The sequence below is a fragment of the Streptomyces sp. SID12488 genome (genome assembly GCF_010548275.1).
In the GTDB taxonomy this organism is placed as follows: Bacteria; Actinomycetota; Actinomycetes; order Streptomycetales; family Streptomycetaceae; genus Streptomyces.
The window spans coordinates 111,494-129,986 of record NZ_JAAGLT010000023.1; the positions used below are offsets into that span (position 1 = coordinate 111,494).

11 protein-coding genes and 1 pseudogene are annotated in these 18,493 nt (G+C 68.9%); 4 read left to right on the forward strand and 8 right to left on the reverse strand.

Features of this window, described 5'->3' with window-relative positions; all coding sequences use genetic code 11:
- Nucleotides 1-236: 236 nt before the first annotated feature.
- From G3I56_RS29745 to G3I56_RS29760, 4 genes and pseudogenes are all read right to left on the reverse strand, one after another.
- Nucleotides 237-2,183 carry an RICIN domain-containing protein gene (locus G3I56_RS29745; protein ID WP_164414281.1) on the reverse strand — a complete coding sequence of 649 codons (1,947 nt, stop codon included), beginning with the start codon at nucleotides 2,181-2,183 and terminating at the stop codon, nucleotides 237-239.
- A 1,064-nt stretch (nucleotides 2,184-3,247) separates the two neighbouring features.
- The gene (locus G3I56_RS29750; protein ID WP_164414283.1) at nucleotides 3,248-5,596 is read right to left on the reverse strand and encodes an alpha-L-fucosidase; all 2,349 of its coding nucleotides are present in this window, start codon (nucleotides 5,594-5,596) and stop codon (nucleotides 3,248-3,250) included.
- Between the two features lie 770 nt (nucleotides 5,597-6,366).
- Nucleotides 6,367-7,416 (reverse strand): LacI family DNA-binding transcriptional regulator, encoded by a 1,050-nt coding sequence (locus G3I56_RS29755; protein ID WP_164414285.1) that lies wholly within the window; start codon nucleotides 7,414-7,416, stop codon nucleotides 6,367-6,369.
- A pseudogene (locus G3I56_RS29760) lies at nucleotides 7,413-9,916 on the reverse strand (glycoside hydrolase family 2 protein). Before G3I56_RS29760 ends, G3I56_RS29755 begins: the two are co-directional and overlap by 4 nt.
- A 158-nt stretch (nucleotides 9,917-10,074) precedes the next feature.
- Here G3I56_RS29760 and G3I56_RS29765 point away from each other — a divergent pair.
- Genes G3I56_RS29765 through G3I56_RS29775 form a run of 3 tightly spaced genes read left to right on the forward strand, consistent with a single transcriptional unit; the run spans nucleotide 10,075 to nucleotide 13,189 of the window.
- Nucleotides 10,075-11,388, forward strand: coding sequence for an ABC transporter substrate-binding protein (locus G3I56_RS29765; RefSeq protein WP_164414287.1), 1,314 nt, complete (start codon nucleotides 10,075-10,077; stop codon nucleotides 11,386-11,388).
- On the forward strand, nucleotides 11,385-12,362 hold the full coding sequence (locus tag G3I56_RS29770) for a sugar ABC transporter permease (RefSeq protein ID WP_164414289.1): 978 nt from the start codon (nucleotides 11,385-11,387) through the stop codon (nucleotides 12,360-12,362). Before G3I56_RS29765 ends, G3I56_RS29770 begins: the two co-directional genes overlap by 4 nt.
- Nucleotides 12,359-13,189, forward strand: coding sequence for a carbohydrate ABC transporter permease (locus tag G3I56_RS29775; protein ID WP_164414291.1), 831 nt, complete (start codon nucleotides 12,359-12,361; stop codon nucleotides 13,187-13,189). Before G3I56_RS29770 ends, G3I56_RS29775 begins: the two co-directional genes overlap by 4 nt.
- 13 nt (nucleotides 13,190-13,202) lie before the next feature.
- Here the strand turns inward: G3I56_RS29775 and G3I56_RS29780 are convergent, their stop codons facing one another.
- The 3 genes from G3I56_RS29780 to G3I56_RS29790 all read right to left on the reverse strand — a co-directional run bounded on the left by G3I56_RS29780 (nucleotide 13,203) and on the right by G3I56_RS29790 (nucleotide 16,338).
- Nucleotides 13,203-14,492, reverse strand: coding sequence for a ribonuclease D (locus tag G3I56_RS29780; RefSeq protein ID WP_164414293.1), 1,290 nt, complete (start codon nucleotides 14,490-14,492; stop codon nucleotides 13,203-13,205).
- Between the two features lie 215 nt (nucleotides 14,493-14,707).
- On the reverse strand, nucleotides 14,708-15,367 hold the full coding sequence (locus G3I56_RS29785) for a response regulator transcription factor (protein WP_164321772.1): 660 nt from the start codon (nucleotides 15,365-15,367) through the stop codon (nucleotides 14,708-14,710).
- Nucleotides 15,368-15,711: 344 nt separating this feature from the next.
- Complete coding sequence (locus G3I56_RS29790) at nucleotides 15,712-16,338, reverse strand: DUF3000 domain-containing protein (RefSeq protein WP_164414295.1); 627 nt, start codon at nucleotides 16,336-16,338, stop codon at nucleotides 15,712-15,714.
- Between the two features lie 171 nt (nucleotides 16,339-16,509).
- Between G3I56_RS29790 and hemE the strand changes: the two genes are divergently transcribed.
- Nucleotides 16,510-17,604 (forward strand): uroporphyrinogen decarboxylase, encoded by a 1,095-nt coding sequence (hemE, locus tag G3I56_RS29795; protein WP_164414297.1) that lies wholly within the window; start codon nucleotides 16,510-16,512, stop codon nucleotides 17,602-17,604.
- A gap of 24 nt (nucleotides 17,605-17,628) precedes the next feature.
- Here hemE and G3I56_RS29800 read toward each other — a convergent pair whose 3' ends face one another.
- A complete protein-coding gene (locus tag G3I56_RS29800) occupies nucleotides 17,629-18,447 on the reverse strand; it encodes a rhomboid family intramembrane serine protease (RefSeq protein WP_164414300.1) in 819 nt (272 codons plus the stop codon).
- Between the last annotated feature and the right edge of the window lie 46 nt (nucleotides 18,448-18,493).

An 18,493-nucleotide genomic window follows, 5' to 3' on the forward strand; every position in this document is an offset into this window, starting at 1 on the left:
CCATTGACTGCATCCGCCGGGTGCCGGCCACCGCCTCGGCTGTGCTCGCAGTGACGCGAGTGCTGGAGTCGCGTCGCGTCACCACGCCTACGACGTCCTCGCCGCGCTGCGGGACCGTGTCGAGGCAACGCCATGGCGCGGAGAAGCGGGGACGGACCGCGCTGCGGGTGCTGCGGGCCCAGCTGAACTTCGCCAAAACCGCGGGCGGCCCTCCGCACCATGTCGGCGGGGCAGGTTCAGGAGGGGATGAGCTGCCATTGCTGCCGGGCCTGTGAGGTGTACGGCTGCTGCTCGATGTTGGCCCCGTCGGTGGTGCTGCCCTCGTCGACGCCGAGGGAGAGTCCGCTGTAGCGGTTGATGAGGAAGTAGTAGCCGTCGCCGGTGGGTGTGACGGCCCACTGCTGCTGGGGCGCGGAGGCGTCCTGCCAGATGTCGGCGTTGCCGCCGTCGACGCGGGAGAGGTCCGCGATCTCCAGGAGCTTGCCGCTGCCCGCACCCTTGATCTTGTAGTAGCCGTCGCCGGTGCTGGTGAAGGTCCATTTCTGGTTCGCCTGGTTGAGCCAGGGCCACTGCAGGACGTTGGAGCCGTTGGCGGTGCGCGCGCTCGCCACGTCGGCGACCTTGCCGCTGTGCCGGGCGCTCAGCCGGTAGACGGTTGCGTCCCCCGGCAGGACGGATGACACCAGGGCGGGCTTGGCTGTCCGGCCACCGATCCTCACTCCACCGATGTTCGCGTAGCTGCCGGTGCCGGCGTTGACCTGGATGCGTACGAAGCCCACGTTGCGGGCGGTCCACTCGGCCGGCTTGGTTGTGCGGTTGCCGGCCCAGGTGCCGGTGGCGACCTGGGTGAAGGTGACCCCGTCGGTGCTGGTGTGGATGGTGTACGAGGTGATGTCGCCGTCGGTGGAGTCGTTGCGATTCCACTGCTTCGGCAGGTATTCGAGGGTGGAGACATTGCTCCACACCCCGCCCAGGTCGATGGTGATCGCCTGTGGCAGCGACAGGCCCCAGGTGGACCAACAGGTCTCGTAGCGGACGTCGCTGAGTCCGTCGATGGCGTTGAGCGGTCCCTCGCCGGTGTGGAAAGCGGTGGCGTACGCGTTGACCGGTGTGACGGGGTGCTCGGCGCGCAGCAACTGGGTGGGCAGCGACGGCCTGGAGGTGTTCGGGCTCCATGCGGCGCCGACCTCGGCGAGCCGGTTGACGATATTGGTGTCCAGCAGGCCGTTGCGGTTGGGCGGGCAGTTGAGGATGAACGAGGTGTACTTCGGTTCCAGGTCGGCCAGGTGGGAGAGGATCGCGGACTTGCTCAGCAGGCTCTCGGCCGGGGTGGAGGGGTGCCAGAACCAGCCGTTGCTGATGGTCTGCCCCTGCATTCCGGCGTAGGTGTTGCCCGCCGGTGCTGTGATGCCCAGCGGCTCTTCGAAGAAGATCGCGTCGCTGAGGAAGGGCTCGACCAGTCCACCGATGTCGATCATGACGCAGTCCGGCTGCAGCTCCTTCACCAGCGAACGGATCCGCTGGTAGGAGACGGCCTGCTGCCCCATCTGCCAGGCGTAACCGTCGGTCATGAACATATCGATGGTGCCGTAGTCGGTGAGCAGCTCGCGGATCTGACCGAGGATGAAGGTCATGTCGCCGGGCTGGATGGCATCGGTGACTTCGAGCCCGCTCACGTTGTGCCGGCTCTCCCATGCCTCGACACCGAAGGTGCGGTCCCAGATCGAGTAGTAGATCCCGACCTTCAGCCCTCTCGCCCGGAAGGCGTCGCAGTACGCCTGTACGACGTCGTGCTTGTACGAGCTGTTCGCCACGTTCTGGGTGCCGAAGGCGCTCGGCCACAGGGCGAAGCCGTCGTGGTGCTTGCTGGTCAGGATGCCGTAACCCATCTTCGCGGCGACCGCCGCGTCGGCCCACTGCGCGCAGTTGACACTCGGGGGAGCGAAGAGGGCGGGGCTCTGGTTGGGTTCCGCCCACTCCTGGTCGGTGAACGTGCCCAGGCTGAAGTGGTTGAACATGCCGAACCGCATGTCGACCATCTTGCTCAGGTTGGTCTGCGCGTCCGCGGCGGACGCCTGCGACAGCAGGCCCGAGAAGCCGGGGACGAGCGGCAGAGCGGTCGCGGCGGTCGCCGCACCCGCCGCGCCGAGAAACGTACGGCGAGTCATTTTTCGTGAGGACATGGACCACTCCTGTGGGTTGTCGGCATTGGTTGCGGTGCCGACGTCGCGGACGGCATCCGACGTCGGTCTGGGCTGGGGTCCGAGGGAGGTATCTGCCGCCCACTCGGGAACGACGTGGCAAAAGGGCTGCGAGACGGCGCTCCCCGGGAACCTGAGTGGCTGGCGTGGGAGGCGTGCACCTTGACCGAGCGGTCCGGGCGCGGATTCCGGACGGTGGCGGCCTGAGCGCACTCAGGGAGACGGTCGACGCGAACACTGCGGCGCGCCGGGCCGCAGGAGCTCCTTCACCGATAGGGCCCCGGCGGACTGGCGGGGCCTGCCGTCGCCGGACCGCCATACCGGCGAGCGCGCCCTCGGCGGGTGATCGGCTCTGGCAAGGTCTTCTCCCGACTGTTCGCAGGACAGCGCGCGGTGTTGGCGGCGGTGTGGGCAGCGCACGGCGTTGCGGCTCGACATCCGGGCTGACCGGAGTGACGTCGGATGTATTAACGAGCACCGATCGAGGCCCTGTCTAGGGGTTCGACGGAAACCCGGGACTGAACTGGTGAATACACTCAGGCGCTAGGGTCAAGTCATGGAGCAGTGAGGTGTGATCAGTCGATAGATCGGGTGAATGTGGGGCCTGGGCGACGCCTCGATCCCGGCTTCGTCAGCGACCCCGAACGCCTCGACATCGACCGCGACGCCCGCGGCCTTCGGGCACGTCGTGCGCCTTCCGGCGGAGAACGGCCTGCGGGCCGTCCTGGCCCTGGGGCGCCGGTGCCTTCGCCTTCGCCTTCGAGAGCCTCATCCCCCGCAGACCCCGAGGGATGTCACCGTCCCGGCGGAGCCGGTCGCCGTGAAACCCGCGGGTGCGGAGTAGGACGAATGGTTCAGCCGGCAGCCGGCAGCGGCAACGTGAAGGTCGGTTGGTCCCGCGCTCGGCGCGGGACCAACCGACCCGGTGGGCAACCGCGGCGACCGGTTCAACCATGCCCCTGCCTTGTCGGACCTGTGCCCGTCGGTGTCGCGAACGGCGTCATGCCGTCGCGGCCTCCGGTCGTGCTCAGGGTGTCCGTCGGGTCTCAGGCACGCCAGTGCACCTTGAAGACCCACGCGTGCTGCCCCGCCCTGCGTGCGGCTTCGGGGACGTCGATCACCAGCGCCCCGTTGCTGAGGGTCCACGTCAGGGGCCGGCCGTGGCCGAGCATCGTGACCTTGTCGCCGCTGCGGATCGGGATCGGGGCCTCGACGGTGAGCTTGGCGCCCGGCCTGGCCAGGGAGTGGATGTAGAAGGCTTCGTCCGGGCGGACGGTGAACCGCAGGTCCTCGCCCAGTTCGGCCATCCGGGACCAGTACGTGGTGCCGTAGATCGCCTCTCCGTTGGTGCGCAGCCAGCGGCCCGTCTCACGCAGCCGGGTCTGCATGATCTCGGGGATGGTGCCGTCGGCACGCGGGCCGATGTCGAGGAGGAAGTTGCCGTTCTTGGAGACGATGTCGACGAGGCTGCGCACCACCGCCTCGGTCGTCATGTAGGCGTCGTCCGGTGTCGCCCGGTTGTAGCCGTAGCTGAACGGGTCCAGACCGCGACTGGACTCCCACTTGGCGACGACCGTGTTGTCGTACGTCGTGTACTCGGGCGTTGTGAAGTCGTGGAAGCCGATGCCCGAACGGTCGTTGACGGTGACGTCGACGGGCCGGGCGCGGTTCTTCGCGTGGTTGAAGTATTCGGCCAGGACATGGAGGCTGTCGTTGGCGCCGCCGATGTCGCACCAGATGAGCTCCGGGTCGTAGCCCTGGATCAGCTCCAGCATCTGCGGGGCCTGGTAGTCCTTCACGAAGTCCTTGCCCGCGGTGTAGCCCGTGTACGGCACCGGCTTCTGGGTGTACGGATTGCGCGGGGCGTGACCCATCCAGGGATTGTCCGGGTTGAACCACTCGGGCATGGAGAAGTAGAGCCCGCGGTGGAGTTCGGGTGTATAGCGGCGGGACGCGTCGAAGAGTTCCTTGACGAGGTCGCGTTTCGGGCCCATCTTCACGGAGCTGCGATCGGAGACCTTCGTGTCCCACAGGGCGAAGCCTTCGTGGTGCTTCGAGGTGAGCACGTGGTATTCGGCGCCCGCGTCCCGGAACAGTTCGACCCAGGCGCGCGGATCGAATTTCTCCGCCGTGAACATCGGAATGAAGTCGTCGTAGGCGAATTCCTCGCCGTACTTCTCGCGGTGGTACGCGAAAACGGCGTTCTGGGGATCCTGCATGTGGTTCCAGTACCACTCGGCGTACTGTTTTCCGACCGGCGACCAGGCGGGCACCGAGTAGACGCCCCAGTGGATGAAGATGCCGAACTTGGCGCCCTGGAACCAGTACGGTGCCTGGTGGCCGGAGAGAGAAGCCTCAGTGGGCTGGTAGTCGGCGACACCGAGGGTCAACCGGCTTTTCTGCGAGGCGACTTGGGCTCCGTGTCCGGTGACGGTCACCGAGCCGTCCCGAGCCGTGCCGGGGGCGGTGCCCGCGCGGTTGCGGATACCCACGCGGACGCGGGCCTGCTCGCCGGGGTCAAGGCGGCGGACCCGAGCGGCCTCGACGGTGCGCGCTCCCGGAACGTCGACGCGCACCGACACGCCGTCCGCGGCCAGGACGGCGACGGTCCCCGCGTTGACGACGGTGGCCTCGACGCTCTGGGCGCCGGACGATTCCAGGAGCGAGTCCGTGGACCTGGCCCCGCGCAGGACCAGCGCGCGTCCCTGAGCGGCAGGTTGCAGGGACAGCGCGAACACGTGGAGCGACGCCTTGTTCGCCTGTGCCGGGTTGGTCACCGGGAGTGTGATCGCCACGGCGTCGCGCTGTGGGTCGAGCCACAGCTCGGACGTGCCGATCCCCACGCGGTGTTCGTCCTTGGTGCCGTCCGGCCCATAGCGGTACGGCACCGACAGGGATCCGCCCGAGGCGTACCAGTCGGACCCGCCGAGGGTGGCGGTCGTGGTCGAGCCGTCCGCGTAGTGGACCGTGGCTTTGCCGGAGGCGTTGCCATAGCTGCCCGCGGTGAGGAAGGCTGCCGAGAGGTAGTGGCCTTGGGGCAGTTCGACGCGCTGGCCGAGTGCGACGACGTTGTTCTTCGCGCCGGCATCCGAGGTCGGGAGGACGAAGGGCGTGCCGTCGACTTCTACACGGCCCGTGGGCAGTTCCTCGCCCGGGAACGTGTAGCCCGAGCCGTCGAAGTCGCCGCCGCGCGCGGAGGTCGTGTCGATGCCGTCGTTGTCGTAGAGGGAGTCGAGCGGGACCGGGACGGGGTCGGGGACAGGAGCCCACGGCCCGGCGTGCCCGGCGAGTGGTTCGGCGGCGTGCGCGGCGCTGGCTGAGGTGAGGGGAAGGGCTGCTGCTGCGGCGACTCCGGCCGCGGCGCCCAGGACCTGGCGCCTCGGATACGTACCCATGAGCGGCTCCAATTCATCGGATGTCTGATGATCGATCGGAGTCGCGATGCTGTCAACGGTGTGCGCAGAGAGGGGGGTTGGAGAAATTCATAGGATGACAAGCGGGGTTGGCGTGGTTGCATGTCCCGTTTGGTCGGTTTCTAATGAATTTCAACCGCATCGCCGTGCACCTTGGCGGACGGAGATGCATCCGGGTGAGCTGAACCGGGACGCTCTCATTCGGACCTGCCTTTGGCGAAATCGTTGTGGCGGCGCACCGCCTCGGCCGCCTGCCGGTCCGACAGGCAGACCAAGAGCTGCAGCACGCACGCGGCGGGCACTTGGGCGGGGGAGATGCCGAGGTGTCCGTCGCGGGTACCAGTCGGCGAAGTCCTCGTCGGAGTTCCGCCGGATGGCCGACGGGGTCGAGGCGACCGGGGTCGCCAGAACACGGAGTCGGGCGCCATGCGTCACCGGTTTTCCTCCCGTTGTTCCGTCACAGCCGCGATTCGCGCCCGCACTCGCGGATCCGATGCCGGCTGCCTCGGAAGGTCGGCAGACCGGTCAGGGCGTGCGCTCACCACTTGTCCCAGGGTGATGGCCCTGGCCGTGGAGAAGTTCACGCCGGTGAGGTCCGCGCGGTTGAGGTCCGCCTCGTTGCGGTGAGCGGTGCCACCCTGCGGTCCCTGGTCTCAGTCGTGGGCTCGGGCGGGGCAAGAAGGGGTGGTGCAACTCCTATGCCTGCGCTTGTGTGAGCGCTGGGCGGCAGGTGCCCCCAACCGCCGGTGGCATCAGGAGTGCGGGAACCCCCTGGGCGGCGCGGTGGAACCCCGGGGAGTGAGTACGGGCGTAGCCACCGGATGCGACCCGCCGCCGTCCCCGGCGATCACCCCGAACAACGTCCGGGCGACGTCCACCCCGAACCCGTGCACGTCATGGCTCATCGCCGACAACGTGGGCCGCGTCAACCGGCACAGCTGCGAGTCGTCCCAGGCCAGCAGCGACACGTCGGCCGGCACGCTCAGCCCCATCTCGGCGGCCACGGAGAGGCCCGCCACCGCCATGATGTCGTTGTCGTACAGGATCGCCGTGGGCCGGTCCGCCGGCGCGGCGGACAGCAGCGACCGGGTGGCCCGGGCCCCCGCGTCGCCGGAGTAGTCGGTCGAGACCTGTGACGCCCCGGCCAGATCGAGCCCCCGCGCGGCCTCGTCGAAAGCCGCCGTACGGATGTTCGTGTGCCCGAGGGCCGCCGCACCCCCCACCCGGGCGATCCGCCGATGCCCGAGCGCCGCGAGATACCGCACCGCCTCCGTCACGGCCGTGGCGTCGTCGGTCCACACGGAGGTGAGGTTGCCGGTGAAGGACGGATGCCCGACCGCGACCGCGGGCATCCCGAGCCGTTCGACGGCCGGGACCCGGGGATCGTCCGCCCGGAGGTCCACCAGGATCGCCCCGCCGATGAGCCGCCCCTTCCACCAGGACTCCTGGAGCCCGACCTCCTCCTCCAGATTCCGCACCAGCCTGAGCAGCAGCGAGCACGAATGCTCGGTCAGGACGCTCTCCACGCCCGAGATGAAGTCCATGTAGAACGGTTCGAGCCCGAGCAGCCGGGCCGGCCGGCAGATCGCCAGCCCCACCACGTCCACCCGGGCCCCGGCCAGTGACCGCGCGGTGAGGTTCGGCTCCCAGCCCAGCTCGCGTGCGGCGGTGAAGATCCGGTCCCGGGTCGCCTCGGCGAGCCCCGGCTTGTGGTTGAAGGCGAGGGACACGGCCCCCTTGGACACGCCGGCGCGCGCGGCGACGTCCTTGATGGTGACGCGGGGGGTCGGCGATGCCGTCATCTGGCGGGCTCCACGCAGTACAGGGCCGATCGGGCGGTCTCGGCATCCGGAGTCTCCCAGCCACGCACCCCGATGGTCACCCGTTCCCCGGGCAACAGGGTCACCAGACCGCGATCGGCCCGCGCTCCCGGGTCCAGCCGGTCCGCCTGCAGCAGCAGATCCCGTACGAGGGTACGAGCCGTCACCGTGACGGCTCCCGGAGCGACGCTCACGTCGAACTCGGGCCGGGGGTAAGGGACTTCACGGTCCGGCACGGGAAAATACAGCGCCCGCAGCCCCTCCCCGTCGGCCCCGCCGGAACTGTCCGGGACGACCCCCTCCGTGTCGGCGTCGACATCCGCGACCAGGAACTCCTTGGCTCCCACCGGCACGAGTTCCCCCGGCACCCGCACCTCGGTGACCGCCCGCCGCTCCACCGTGAACCCGACTCGCACCGGCTCGCCGACCACGCCCCCGTCCACGGACACCCGCCGCAGCTCCACCGTCCCCGCCCACTGTTGCGCCGTCTGGTTGACGACCGCCAACACCACTGTCTCCCCCCGCACTTGAAGGCTGAGCAGTCGGTCCGCGTACAGCCGTCTCAGCTCGTGGTAGAGCGGTTTCTCGCGCCCGTCCCCGTCGATCGCCGCCCAGGACGTCACCGGCCAGCAGTCGTTGAGCTGCCACACGATCGTCCCCGCGCACACCGGCCAGTGCGCACGCCAGTGCTCGATCCCGGCGGCGACGGCACGGGCCTGGTTGACCTGGGTGAGGTAGTGCCACCGGTCGAAGTCCCCCTCAGGAAGGGGAAATGCCGGGCGAGCCCGCGCTCCAGTTTGCCGTTCCCGTCGTCGGCCTTCTGGTGGTGCAGCATGCCGGGAGAGTCCGATGCGAGTGTCTCGTCGGGCAGCGCGCGCCGCATCGTGGCGTACGCGGCCGGTGCCTGCCACCCGAACTCGGCCACGAAACGTGGGACTTCGAGCCGGTAGTCGGCGTAGTCCTCCCGGTTCCACACCTCCCACGAGTGGTGCGTACCGTGCGCCGGATCGTTCGGATGCCGCTCCCAGGACCCGGACCAGGGACTGCCCGCGGTGTACAGCCGCGTGGGGTCCAACTCGGCCACCACGCGCGGCAGTACGCCCAGGTAGTACCCCTCGCCCCACGACTCGCCGGCGAGCGTCTGCTCCCATCCCCAGTCCCTGAAGCCCCACAGGTTCTCGTTGTTCCCGTTCCACAGCACGAGCGAGGGATGAGGCATCAGCCGTACGACGTTCTCCCGGGCCTCCGCCTCCACCTCGCCCCGCAGCGGCTGCTCCTCGGGATAGGCGGCGCACGCGAAGGGGAAGTCCTGCCAGACCAGCAGCCCCAACTCGTCGCAGACGTCGTAGAAGTCCTCGCTCTCGTAGATCCCGCCGCCCCACACCCGGACGAGGTCCACACCGGCGCCGGCCGCCTGCGCGAGCCGCTCCCGGTACCGCTCCGGGGTGATCCGGGACGGGAACACGTCGTCCGGGATCCAGTTGACGCCCCGCGCGAACAACCGCTCCCCGTTGACGACCAGGGTGAACCCGGTCCCGTGGACGTCGGAGGACGTGTCAAGGCCGACGGTCCGGAACCCCACCCGCCGCCGCCAGCCGTCCAGTGGGACATCACCATGACGGAGCGTCAACTCAACGTCGTACAGCGTCTGTTGCCCATAGCCGCGCGGCCACCACAGCTCCACGTCCGGAACTTCCAGCCGTACGACACCGCTGGTCCCGTTGATCTCGCCCCGGGCCAGTACCTCGCCGCCACCGGAGAGACCACCACCGCTGACCCGGGCCTCCAGCGTCAGCCCGGCCTCGACTCTGGTGCGCTCGACGTCGACTGCCAACTCCACTCGCCCCACGCCGTGTTCGTCGACCGTCACCTCGGGGCGCACCCGGCTGATCCGGGCTGTCGACCAGTGCTCCAGGCGCACCGGCCGCCATATCCCGGCGGTGACGAGGGTCGGCCCCCAGTCCCAGCCGAAGGAGCAGGCCATCTTCCGGATGTACTGGTAGGGCTCGGCGTAGGCGCCGGGCCGCTCACCCAGCCGCTCCCGGACGGCCTCCGCCTCGGCATAGGCGGAGGCGAAGTGGACGGACAGGCGCCCGGTCATCCCGGTCACGTCGAAGCGGTACGAGCGGTGCATGTTCCGTACCCGGCCCAGGAGTTGACCGTCGAGCCGGATCTCGGCGGCGGTGTCGAGCCCGTCGAAGACGAGATCGGTCTGCTCATGAACGTCATGAACGTCATGAACCCCGCGAACCTCGTGCCGTTCGTGCCGTTCACGGGCGAGCGCAGCGGATAGGTCCGTCCCGTACGTCCACTCCCGGCGCCCCACCCAGGCGACCTCCGCCTCGTTCCGGCCGATGAAGGGGTCCGGGATCACTCCCGCCGCCAGCAGGTCGGTGTGCACACACCCGGGGACGGTGGCCGGCAGTTCGCCCGCCTCGTACCGCACGGTCCAGCCCTCGGTGAGTGGTGTGGCCTCCAGCATGCGCACTCCTAAACCGTTCCATTCCCGCGTGGGTCAGGCGCGGAAAATATGGTGGCACCCTTGGCGAAATAGGGACTGTACCGGTTCAGTAAGTGGTGTCAGAGTGCCGAATCAGCCATCCCTGTAGTGCTCGTCCGTCCCGAACGGAGCTGATGCACATGAACCGCCGCATGATTCCCGCACTCCTCACCGCCGGCCTGGTGCTCTCCGCGTGCACCGGAACCGGTGGAACATCGAAGGGCGCCGACGCCAAGGCACCTGACGATCCGTCAAAAGTGACCGGCACCATCAAGGTCCTGACCGTGCGGACCGATCTCCTGCAGGACGGCACGTTGAAGAAGTACGCCGACGACTTCCGGAAGACGTATCCGAAGGTGAAGGTCGAGTTCGAGGGCCTCACCAACTACGAGGCCGAAGTCAAGATCCGTATGAACACGGAGAACTACGGCGATGTCCTGCTGATCCCCGCGGTGATCAAGAAGAGCGACTACCCGAAGTTCTTCGCCTCGCTCGGCACCCGGGCGGAGCGCGCCAAGAAGTACCGCTTCACCGACTTCACCACCGTCGACGGCAAGGTCTACGGCCAGAGTCCGGTAGGAGTGGCACCCGGGTTCCTCTACAACAAGAGGATCTGGCAGGAGGCCGGCATCACCGACTGGCCCACCACACCCGCCGAGTTCATCACCGCCCTGAAGGCGATCAAGTCGAAGACGGACGCGGACCCGTACTACACCAACTTCGCCGCCCAGTGGCCACTCACGTCATGGACGTCCGTCAACGGCTCGGTCGGCTGCGACACCGGGGCGACGACGAAACTGGTCGAGAGCGACCCGTGGGCCAAGGGCGCGGACCTGCGCGTCGGCGACACCCTGCTGTACGACATCGTGCACGACGGGCTCGCCGAGAAGGACCCGACGACCACCAACTGGGAGGCTTCCAAGCCCAGGATGGCGAAGGGGGACATCGCCACGCAGTGGCTCGGAACCTGGGCGATCGTCCAGTTCCAGGACGCCGCCAAGAAGGCCGGCGTGGACCCCGCCGACATCGGGTTCATGCCCTTCCCGTACCAAGTGGGCGGAAAGTTCTGCGCGGTTGTCGGCCCCGACTACAACCAGGGCGTCAACGTCCACAGCAAGCACAAGGAGGCGGCCCGCGCCTGGATCGACTGGTTCACCGACAAGTCCGGCTACGCGGACGACAACCTGGCCATCTCCCCGCTCAAGGACGCCCCGCTGCCCGAGGTGCTCCAGCCGTACGAGGAGGCGGGGGTGAAGTTCATCGAGGTCGACGACACCGCGGGAGCGCAACTCAAGCTCATCGACACCGAGTCGGAGGTCGGTCTCTACGCCCCCGACTACCGCCAGGATCTCGTCGACCTGGCCCGAGGCGCCCGCAAGGGCAGCCTCGACGACTTCCTCGGTGACCTCGGCAAGCGCTGGACCGAGGCGCAGCGATCCGTGGGGTCGTCGTGACGGACACGACCGAGGCCGGCATGGCGGGGCGAAGGGCGCCGCGACGGAAGGAACCGCCGCCCGCGCCCGCCCCCGGCACCCCGGGCCCGCCGTCACCCCCGCGCAGGTCACGCCTGTGGCGGGGGGTGACCCCCTGGCTGTTCCTGATCGCCCCGCTCGCGCTGCTGCTGACCTTCACCTACGCGCCGATCGTCAACATGGTCGCGTACAGCTTCACCGACTGGGACGGTGTCAGCCCCGAACTGCACTACACGGGCGCCGAGAACTACACCGAACTCCTCACCCGTCCCGAACTGTTCGAGGTGTTCTTCGTCAGCGGCTACTACCTGGCCGCCTCCGCGCTCCAGATCGTCGCAGCGCTCTACTTCGCGACGATCCTCAGCTTCAACGTCCGCTTCCGGAACTTCTTCAAAGGCGTGCTGTTCTTCCCGTACCTGATCAACGGGGTCGCGATCGGCTTCGTGTTCCTCTACTTCTTCCAGGACGGCGGCACCCTCGACTCGGTGCTGGGCGTGTTCGGCGTCCACACGGACCACGCCTGGCTGGGCACCCCGGCGTCGGCGAACATCTCGCTCGCCGGCGTCTCGGTCTGGCGCTACACGGGCCTGAACTTCGTGCTGTTCCTGGGCGCGATCCAGTCCATCCCGGGGGAGTTGTACGAGGCGGCGGAACTCGACGGGGCGAACCGCTGGCACCAGTTCCGGTACATCATCGCGCCGGGCATCAAACCGGTGCTGAGCCTCACCGTGATCCTGTCGATCTCGGGCTCGCTGTCGGTCTTCGAGATCCCGTACATCATGACCGGCGGGGCGACCGGCACCGAGACCTTCGTGATCCAGACGGTGAAGCTGGCGTTCCAGTTCAACAAGACGGGGCTCGCCTCGGCGGCGGCCGTCGTACTGCTGCTGATCGTGCTCGCCGCGACCTGGGTGCAGCGGCGGCTCGTTCCGGACGACAGGGTGGATCTCGTATGACGCGCCGAGCGGTTGCCCGTACGTTCGTGTACCTGTCCCTGGTCCTCGCGGTGGTGGTCGTCCTGCTGCCGCTGGGCGTGATCGTGCTGACCTCGCTCAAGACCGAGCAGGAGATGGCGGACGACAGCGGGGCGCTCTCGCTGCCGGGCGACCTCCTGAACTTCCACAACTACGTGACGGCGTTCCAGGACGGCGAGATGATGGCCGCGTTCGCCAACACGGCCTTCATCCTGCTGTTCGCCGTCACGGGGACCGTCCTGATCGGTTCGATGACGGCGTACGCGATCGACCGCTTCACGTTCCGCTTCCGGAAGCTGGTGATCGCCCTGTTCCTGGTGGCGACGCTGGTCCCCGGAGTCACGACGCAGGTGGCGACATTCCAGATCGTCAACAGCTTCGGCATGTTCGACACCCTCTGGGCGCCCATCGCGCTCTACATGGGCACGGACATCGTGTCGATCTACATCTTCCTGCAGTTCGTCCGGTCGATCCCGATCTCCCTGGACGAGTCGGCACGCCTCGACGGGGCCAACGCCTTCACGATCTACCGGAAGATCATCTTCCCGCTGCTCAGGCCGGCGATCGCCACGGTGGTGATCGTGAAGGGGATCACCGTCTACAACGACTTCTACATCCCCTTCCTCTACATGCCCTCCGAAGATCTTGGCGTGATTTCGACGTCCCTTTTCCGCTTCAAGGGCCCGTTCGCCGCCCACTGGGAGACCATCTCGGCGGGTGCGGTCCTGGTCATCCTGCCGACACTGATCGCGTTTCTGTCGTTGCAGAGGTTCATCTACAACGGCTTCATGAAGGGAGCGACCAGGTGATCCCGCGGTGTGCTTACGGAGCCTCGGCGGACAGTGCCTCGACCAGGACCGGTGTCACCTGCTCCACCTGCCAGTCCCTCGCCCCGTATCCCGCGAGGGCGATGGCCACGGCCCCGGCGTCCACAGGAGTGGGCGGCTCCCAGCAGACCCTTCGCACCGTGTCCGGAGTGATCAGATTCTCCTGAGGCATGTTCAGCTGCTCGGCCAGGGCGGAGACCCCGGCCCGCGCGGCGGACAGCCGGGCCGCGGCCACCGGATCCTTGTCGGCCCAGGCGCGCGGCGGCGGAGGCCCGATCACGGGCTGCCCCGGCTGGGGCAACTGCGAGTCGGTCAGCTCCTTCACGCTGTCCACCGCCGCCTGCCACTGCTCCAGCTGCCGCCGCCCCATCCGATGCCCGAAGCCGGTCAGCCCGGCCAGTGCGTGGACGTTGACCGGCAGGGCGAGCGCGGCCTCGACGATTGCCGCGTCCGACAGCACCTTGCCCGGAGAAACGTCCCGGCGCTGCGCGATCCGGTCCCGGGTCTCCCACAGCTCACGTACGACGGCGAGCTGCCGGCGCCGGCGCACCTTGTGCATGCCGGACGTACGCCGCCAGGGGTCCTTGCGCGGCTCCGGCGGCGGCGCCGACGCGATCGCGTCGAACTCCTCGCGGGCCCACTCCAGCTTGCCCTGCCGGTCCAGCTCCTTCTCCAGAGCGTCCCGCAGGTCGACCAGGAGTTCGACGTCAAGTGCCGCGTACCGCAGCCAGGGCTCGGGCAGCGGCCGGGTCGACCAGTCGACCGCCGAGTGGCCCTTCTCGAGTACGAAGCCCAGGACGCCCTCGACCATTGCGCCCAGGCCGACCCGGGGGAACCCGGCCAGCCGTCCGGCCAGTTCTGTGTCGAACAGGTGGGTGGGGACCATACCTATCTCGCGGAGACAGGGCAGGTCCTGGGTGGCGGCGTGCAGTACCCATTCCGCGCCGCTGAGCGCCTCGCCGAGGCCCGACAGGTCGGGGCAGGCGACGGGGTCGATGAGCGCGCTGCCGGCGCCCTCGCGGCGCAGCTGCACCAGATAGGCGCGCTGTCCGTAGCGGTAACCGGACGCGCGCTCGGCGTCGACAGCGACGGGGCCGGTGCCCGCGGCGAACGCGGCGATCACTTCTGCGAGCGAGTGCTCGTCGGCGACGACGGGCGGAATCCCGTCGCGGGGTTCGAGGAGCGGGATCGGCGCCTGAGCCTCAGAAGATCCGTTGTCGTCCGGAGGAGCGCCTCCGGTGGTTCGCAGTGAGCTGTCTGCTGCGGTCTCTTGGGCTTCGGTCACCTGTCAAGGGTATCTGTGTATGGACGGCGCCCGCCGACGGAACGTTCCGTCGGCGGGCGCCTTGGGGTCGTAAACCGGTCACGTGTCACACGTGTCAGTGAATTCTGTCGGTCATCTCGGTCAGGAGTGGGGGCGAAGCGGTCGTCAGCGGCCGGTCGCCGATGGTCGTTCGTCAGTGATCAGGATCAGTGATCAAGTCAGGTTCAGGATCGGTGTCAGTGGATGATTCCGGTCCGCAGGGCCACCGCCACCATCCCGGCGCGGTCACCCGTGCCCAGCTTGCGGGCGATACGGGCGAGGTGGCTCTTGACGGTCAGCGCGGACAGGCCCATGGAGACGCCGATCGCCTTGTTCGACTGGCCCTCGGCGACCAGTCGCAGGACCTCGACCTCGCGGCCGGACAGCTCGCGGTAGCCGCCCGGGTGGCTCGGGGCGCCCGGGGGACGGCGGTGCATACGGGCGCCGGCGCCGATGGGGGCGCCGCCCGGTCGGTTGGGAAGCCCGATGTTGTTGCGGGTGCCGGTGACGACGTAGCCCTTCACACCGCCCGCGAGGGCGTTGCGCACGGCTCCGATGTCGTCGGCGGCGGACAGGGCCAGGCCGTTGGGCCAGCCCGCGGCACGGGTCTCGGACAGCAGGGTGAGCCCGCTGCCGTCGGGCAGGTGGACGTCGGCGACGCAGATGTCGCGGGGGTTGCCGATGCGGGGACGAGCCTCCGCGATGGACGAGGCCTCGATCACGTCGCGCACACCGAGCGCCCACAGATGGCGGGTGACGGTGGAGCGGACGCGGGGGTCGGCCACGACCACCATGGCGGTCGGCTTGTTCGGGCGGTAGGCGACCAGGCTTGCGGGCTGCTCAAGAAGAACGGACACCAGGCCTCCTGGAGTGCGGAACGGATCCGGTCCTGGGGGTGAAACCGGATCGACCGTGCTTTCAAGGTCACAGAGGTCTTCGGCATCAAACCTGTGCTCCTTTAGAGAAAGATCACGATCTGGTGAGTAACAATCCGTGCAATTCGGACACGCGATCGATCATCCGAAGACCGAACGGTTTCAATCTGCGTCGATACGCGGCCGAAAGTGGCCGTATCGACAAAGAGCTACTAAAGACGGCGTGCCGATGCGAGGAATGGGCGGGCATATAAAGGAACGGCCTTGCGGTCCCCGTACGGGAACCGCAAGGCCGTTCAGCCGGTCAGCGGGTGCTCAGGGCGGGTTCAGCGGGACTGGGGCCCCCGCCGCTGCGGGAGCGTCACCACCGACGCGTCCCCGGGGCCGGCCGGCGGCAGGCCCGCGATCTGGGCGAGCAGGTCGCACCAGGAGGCGAGGTGGGCCGCGGTGTCCGGGGTGCCCCCGAGGCCCTCACGAGGCGTCCAGGAGGCGCGGATCTCGATCTGGGAGGCGGCCGGCCGCTCCGACATCCCGCCGAAGTAGTGCGAACTCGCGCGCGTGACCGTGCCACTGGCCTCGCCGTACGACAGCCCGCGCGCCTGGAGCGCCCCGGTCAGCCAGGACCAGCACACGTCGGGCAGCAGCGGGTCGGCGGCCATCTCCGGCTCCAGCTCGGCGCGCACCAGCGTCACCAGCCGGAAGGAGCCCTGCCAGGCGTCGTGCCCGGCCGGGTCGTGCAGCAGGACGAGCCGGCCGTCGGCCAGATCCTCCTCGCCGTCGACCACCGCCGCCTCCAGTGCGTACGCGAACGGCGCCAGGCGCTGGGGCGCCCGCGTCGGTTCGATCTCGATCTGCGGCCTCAGCCGCGCGGTCCGCAACGCGTCGACAGCGGCCCGGAAGGGCAACGGAGCCGTCTCCACCGCATCCCGGTCTCCCCCCTTCGCGTCGTCCATTCCGCCAGCACCGTCCGACAGTCGTCCCTGAGCCGCAGCCATGCGGGGAAGATTAAGGGGAACGGAGCCTCTGCGCGGGGAGGGACACCCGTGGGACGGGCCACAGTCCGGTGAGAGCCGTCGGCAGGGCCGTTCGCGGGACCGTCCGTAGGGCGTGGGAGACTTCTGGTCGTGAGCACGAACCAGAGCCCCGCGGGCCAGCAGCCGACAGCGACGTCTGCCGCCGTCAAGAACGACGCCGTGCAGGATTCCGCCTTCCTGAAGGCGTGCAGGCGCGAGCCGGTGCCGCACACGCCCGTGTGGTTCATGCGCCAGGCCGGGCGTTCCCTGCCCGAGTACCACAAGGTCCGCGCGGGCATCCCCATGCTGGAGTCCTGCACCCGGCCCGAGCTGGTCAGCGAGATCACCCTCCAGCCGGTGCGCCGGCACCACGTGGACGCGGCGATCTACTTCAGCGACATCGTCGTCCCGCTCAAGGCCATCGGCGTCGACCTCGACATCAAGCCCGGCGTCGGCCCGGTCGTCGAGAAGCCGATCCGCACCCGCGCGGACCTCGCCCAGCTCCGCGACCTCACCCCCGAGGACGTCCCGTACGTCACCGAGGCCATCGGCCTGCTCACCCGCGAACTCGGCTCCACCCCGCTCATCGGCTTCGCCGGCGCGCCCTTCACTCTCGCGAGTTATCTCGTCGAGGGCGGCCCGTCCCGCACGTACGAGAACGCCAAGGCGATGATGTACGGCGACCCGCAGCTCTGGGCCGACCTCCTCGACCGCCTCGCCGAGATCACGGCGGCCTTCCTCAAGGTCCAGATCGAGGCGGGCGCCAGTGCCGTCCAGCTGTTCGACTCCTGGGCCGGCGCCCTCGCCCCGGCCGACTACCGCCGTTCGGTTCTCCCCGCCTCCCGGAAGGTCTTCAAGGCCGTCGAGGGGTACGGCGTGCCGCGCATCCACTTCGGCGTCGGCACCGGCGAGCTGCTTGCCCCCATGAGCGAGGCCGGTGTGGACGTCATGGGCGTCGACTATCGCGTCCCGCTCGACGAGGCCGCCCGCCGGATCGGCCCCGGCAAGGCGCTCCAGGGCAACCTCGACCCGACGGTCCTGTTCGCCTCCACGGAGGCCGTCGAGGCCAAGACCCGCGAGGTCCTCGACTCCGCGAAGGGTCTGGAGGGCCACATCTTCAACCTCGGCCACGGCGTCATGCCGAACACGCCCCCGGACGCCCTGACCCGCCTCGTGGAGTACGTCCACACGAGCACCGCCCGCTGAGGTCGCCGAGTCTCGGGGCGCCCGTCACCACGTATGCCGTGCCTGCCTGCCCCACAGCAGGGCGCCCGGCTCGGGCGGTGCCGGGGTGCCGGCCCTGAGCGGCCAGGCGAGCAGCATGCCCGCCAGGAAGCCGACGACGTGGGCGGCGTACGCGACGGTGCCGGCCTCGGAGACGCCCTCGCCGGACGAGTACACCGCCTGCAGCGCGAACCAGAAGCCCAGCACCATCCAGGCCGGCAGCCGCAGCGGCAGGAAGACCAGGAAGGGCACCAGGACCCAGACCCTGGCTTTCGGGAACAGCACCAGATAGGCGCCCAGGACACCGGCGATGGCCCCGGAGGCGCCGATCAGGGGGTCGCCCGAGTCGGCGTTGACGAGCGCGAAGCCGTACGACGCCGCGTAGCCGCAGACGACGTAGAAGAGCGCGTACCGCACATGTCCGAGGCGGTCCTCGATGTTGTTGCCGAAGATCAGCAGGAACAGCATGTTGCCCAGCAGATGCAGCCAGCCGCCGTGCAGGAACATCGCCGTGAACACGGAGAGCGCGGGGGACTTGTCGTAGCCCGGCGGGCCGACCACGCAGCCCGGCCCTCCGGTGCCGATCCCGACGTCGCCCGTCGGCACCAGGCGCGGCAGCTGATGGTGGATCAACTCCTGCGGTACAGCGGCATATTGGTCCAGGAAGGCCTGGAGATGGCACAACTGTGCCAGGCCGCTCTCGCCCGTCACCGAGCCCGCTGTGCCGGGCATGGAGAGGAACACGAGGACGTTGGCGACGATCAGCGCGTACGTGACCCAGGGGGTGCGACTTGCGGGGTTCACGTCATGGACGGGGATGACCACAAGAAAATACTGCCCGCGATGCGTCTCGCGAATCGGTGAACGCGAC

Coding starts and splice junctions, on each gene's coding strand:
- G3I56_RS29765 (WP_164414287.1), top strand. CDS start 10,075: ATGAACCGCCGCATGATTCCCGCACTCCTCACCGCCGGCCTGGTGCTC.
- G3I56_RS29790 (WP_164414295.1), bottom strand. CDS start 16,338: ATGGACGACGCGAAGGGGGGAGACCGGGATGCGGTGGAGACGGCTCCG.
- G3I56_RS29745 (WP_164414281.1), bottom strand. CDS start 2,183: ATGTCCTCACGAAAAATGACTCGCCGTACGTTTCTCGGCGCGGCGGGT.
- G3I56_RS29755 (WP_164414285.1), bottom strand. CDS start 7,416: ATGACGGCATCGCCGACCCCCCGCGTCACCATCAAGGACGTCGCCGCG.
- G3I56_RS29750 (WP_164414283.1), bottom strand. CDS start 5,596: ATGGGTACGTATCCGAGGCGCCAGGTCCTGGGCGCCGCGGCCGGAGTC.
- G3I56_RS29775 (WP_164414291.1), top strand. CDS start 12,359: ATGACGCGCCGAGCGGTTGCCCGTACGTTCGTGTACCTGTCCCTGGTC.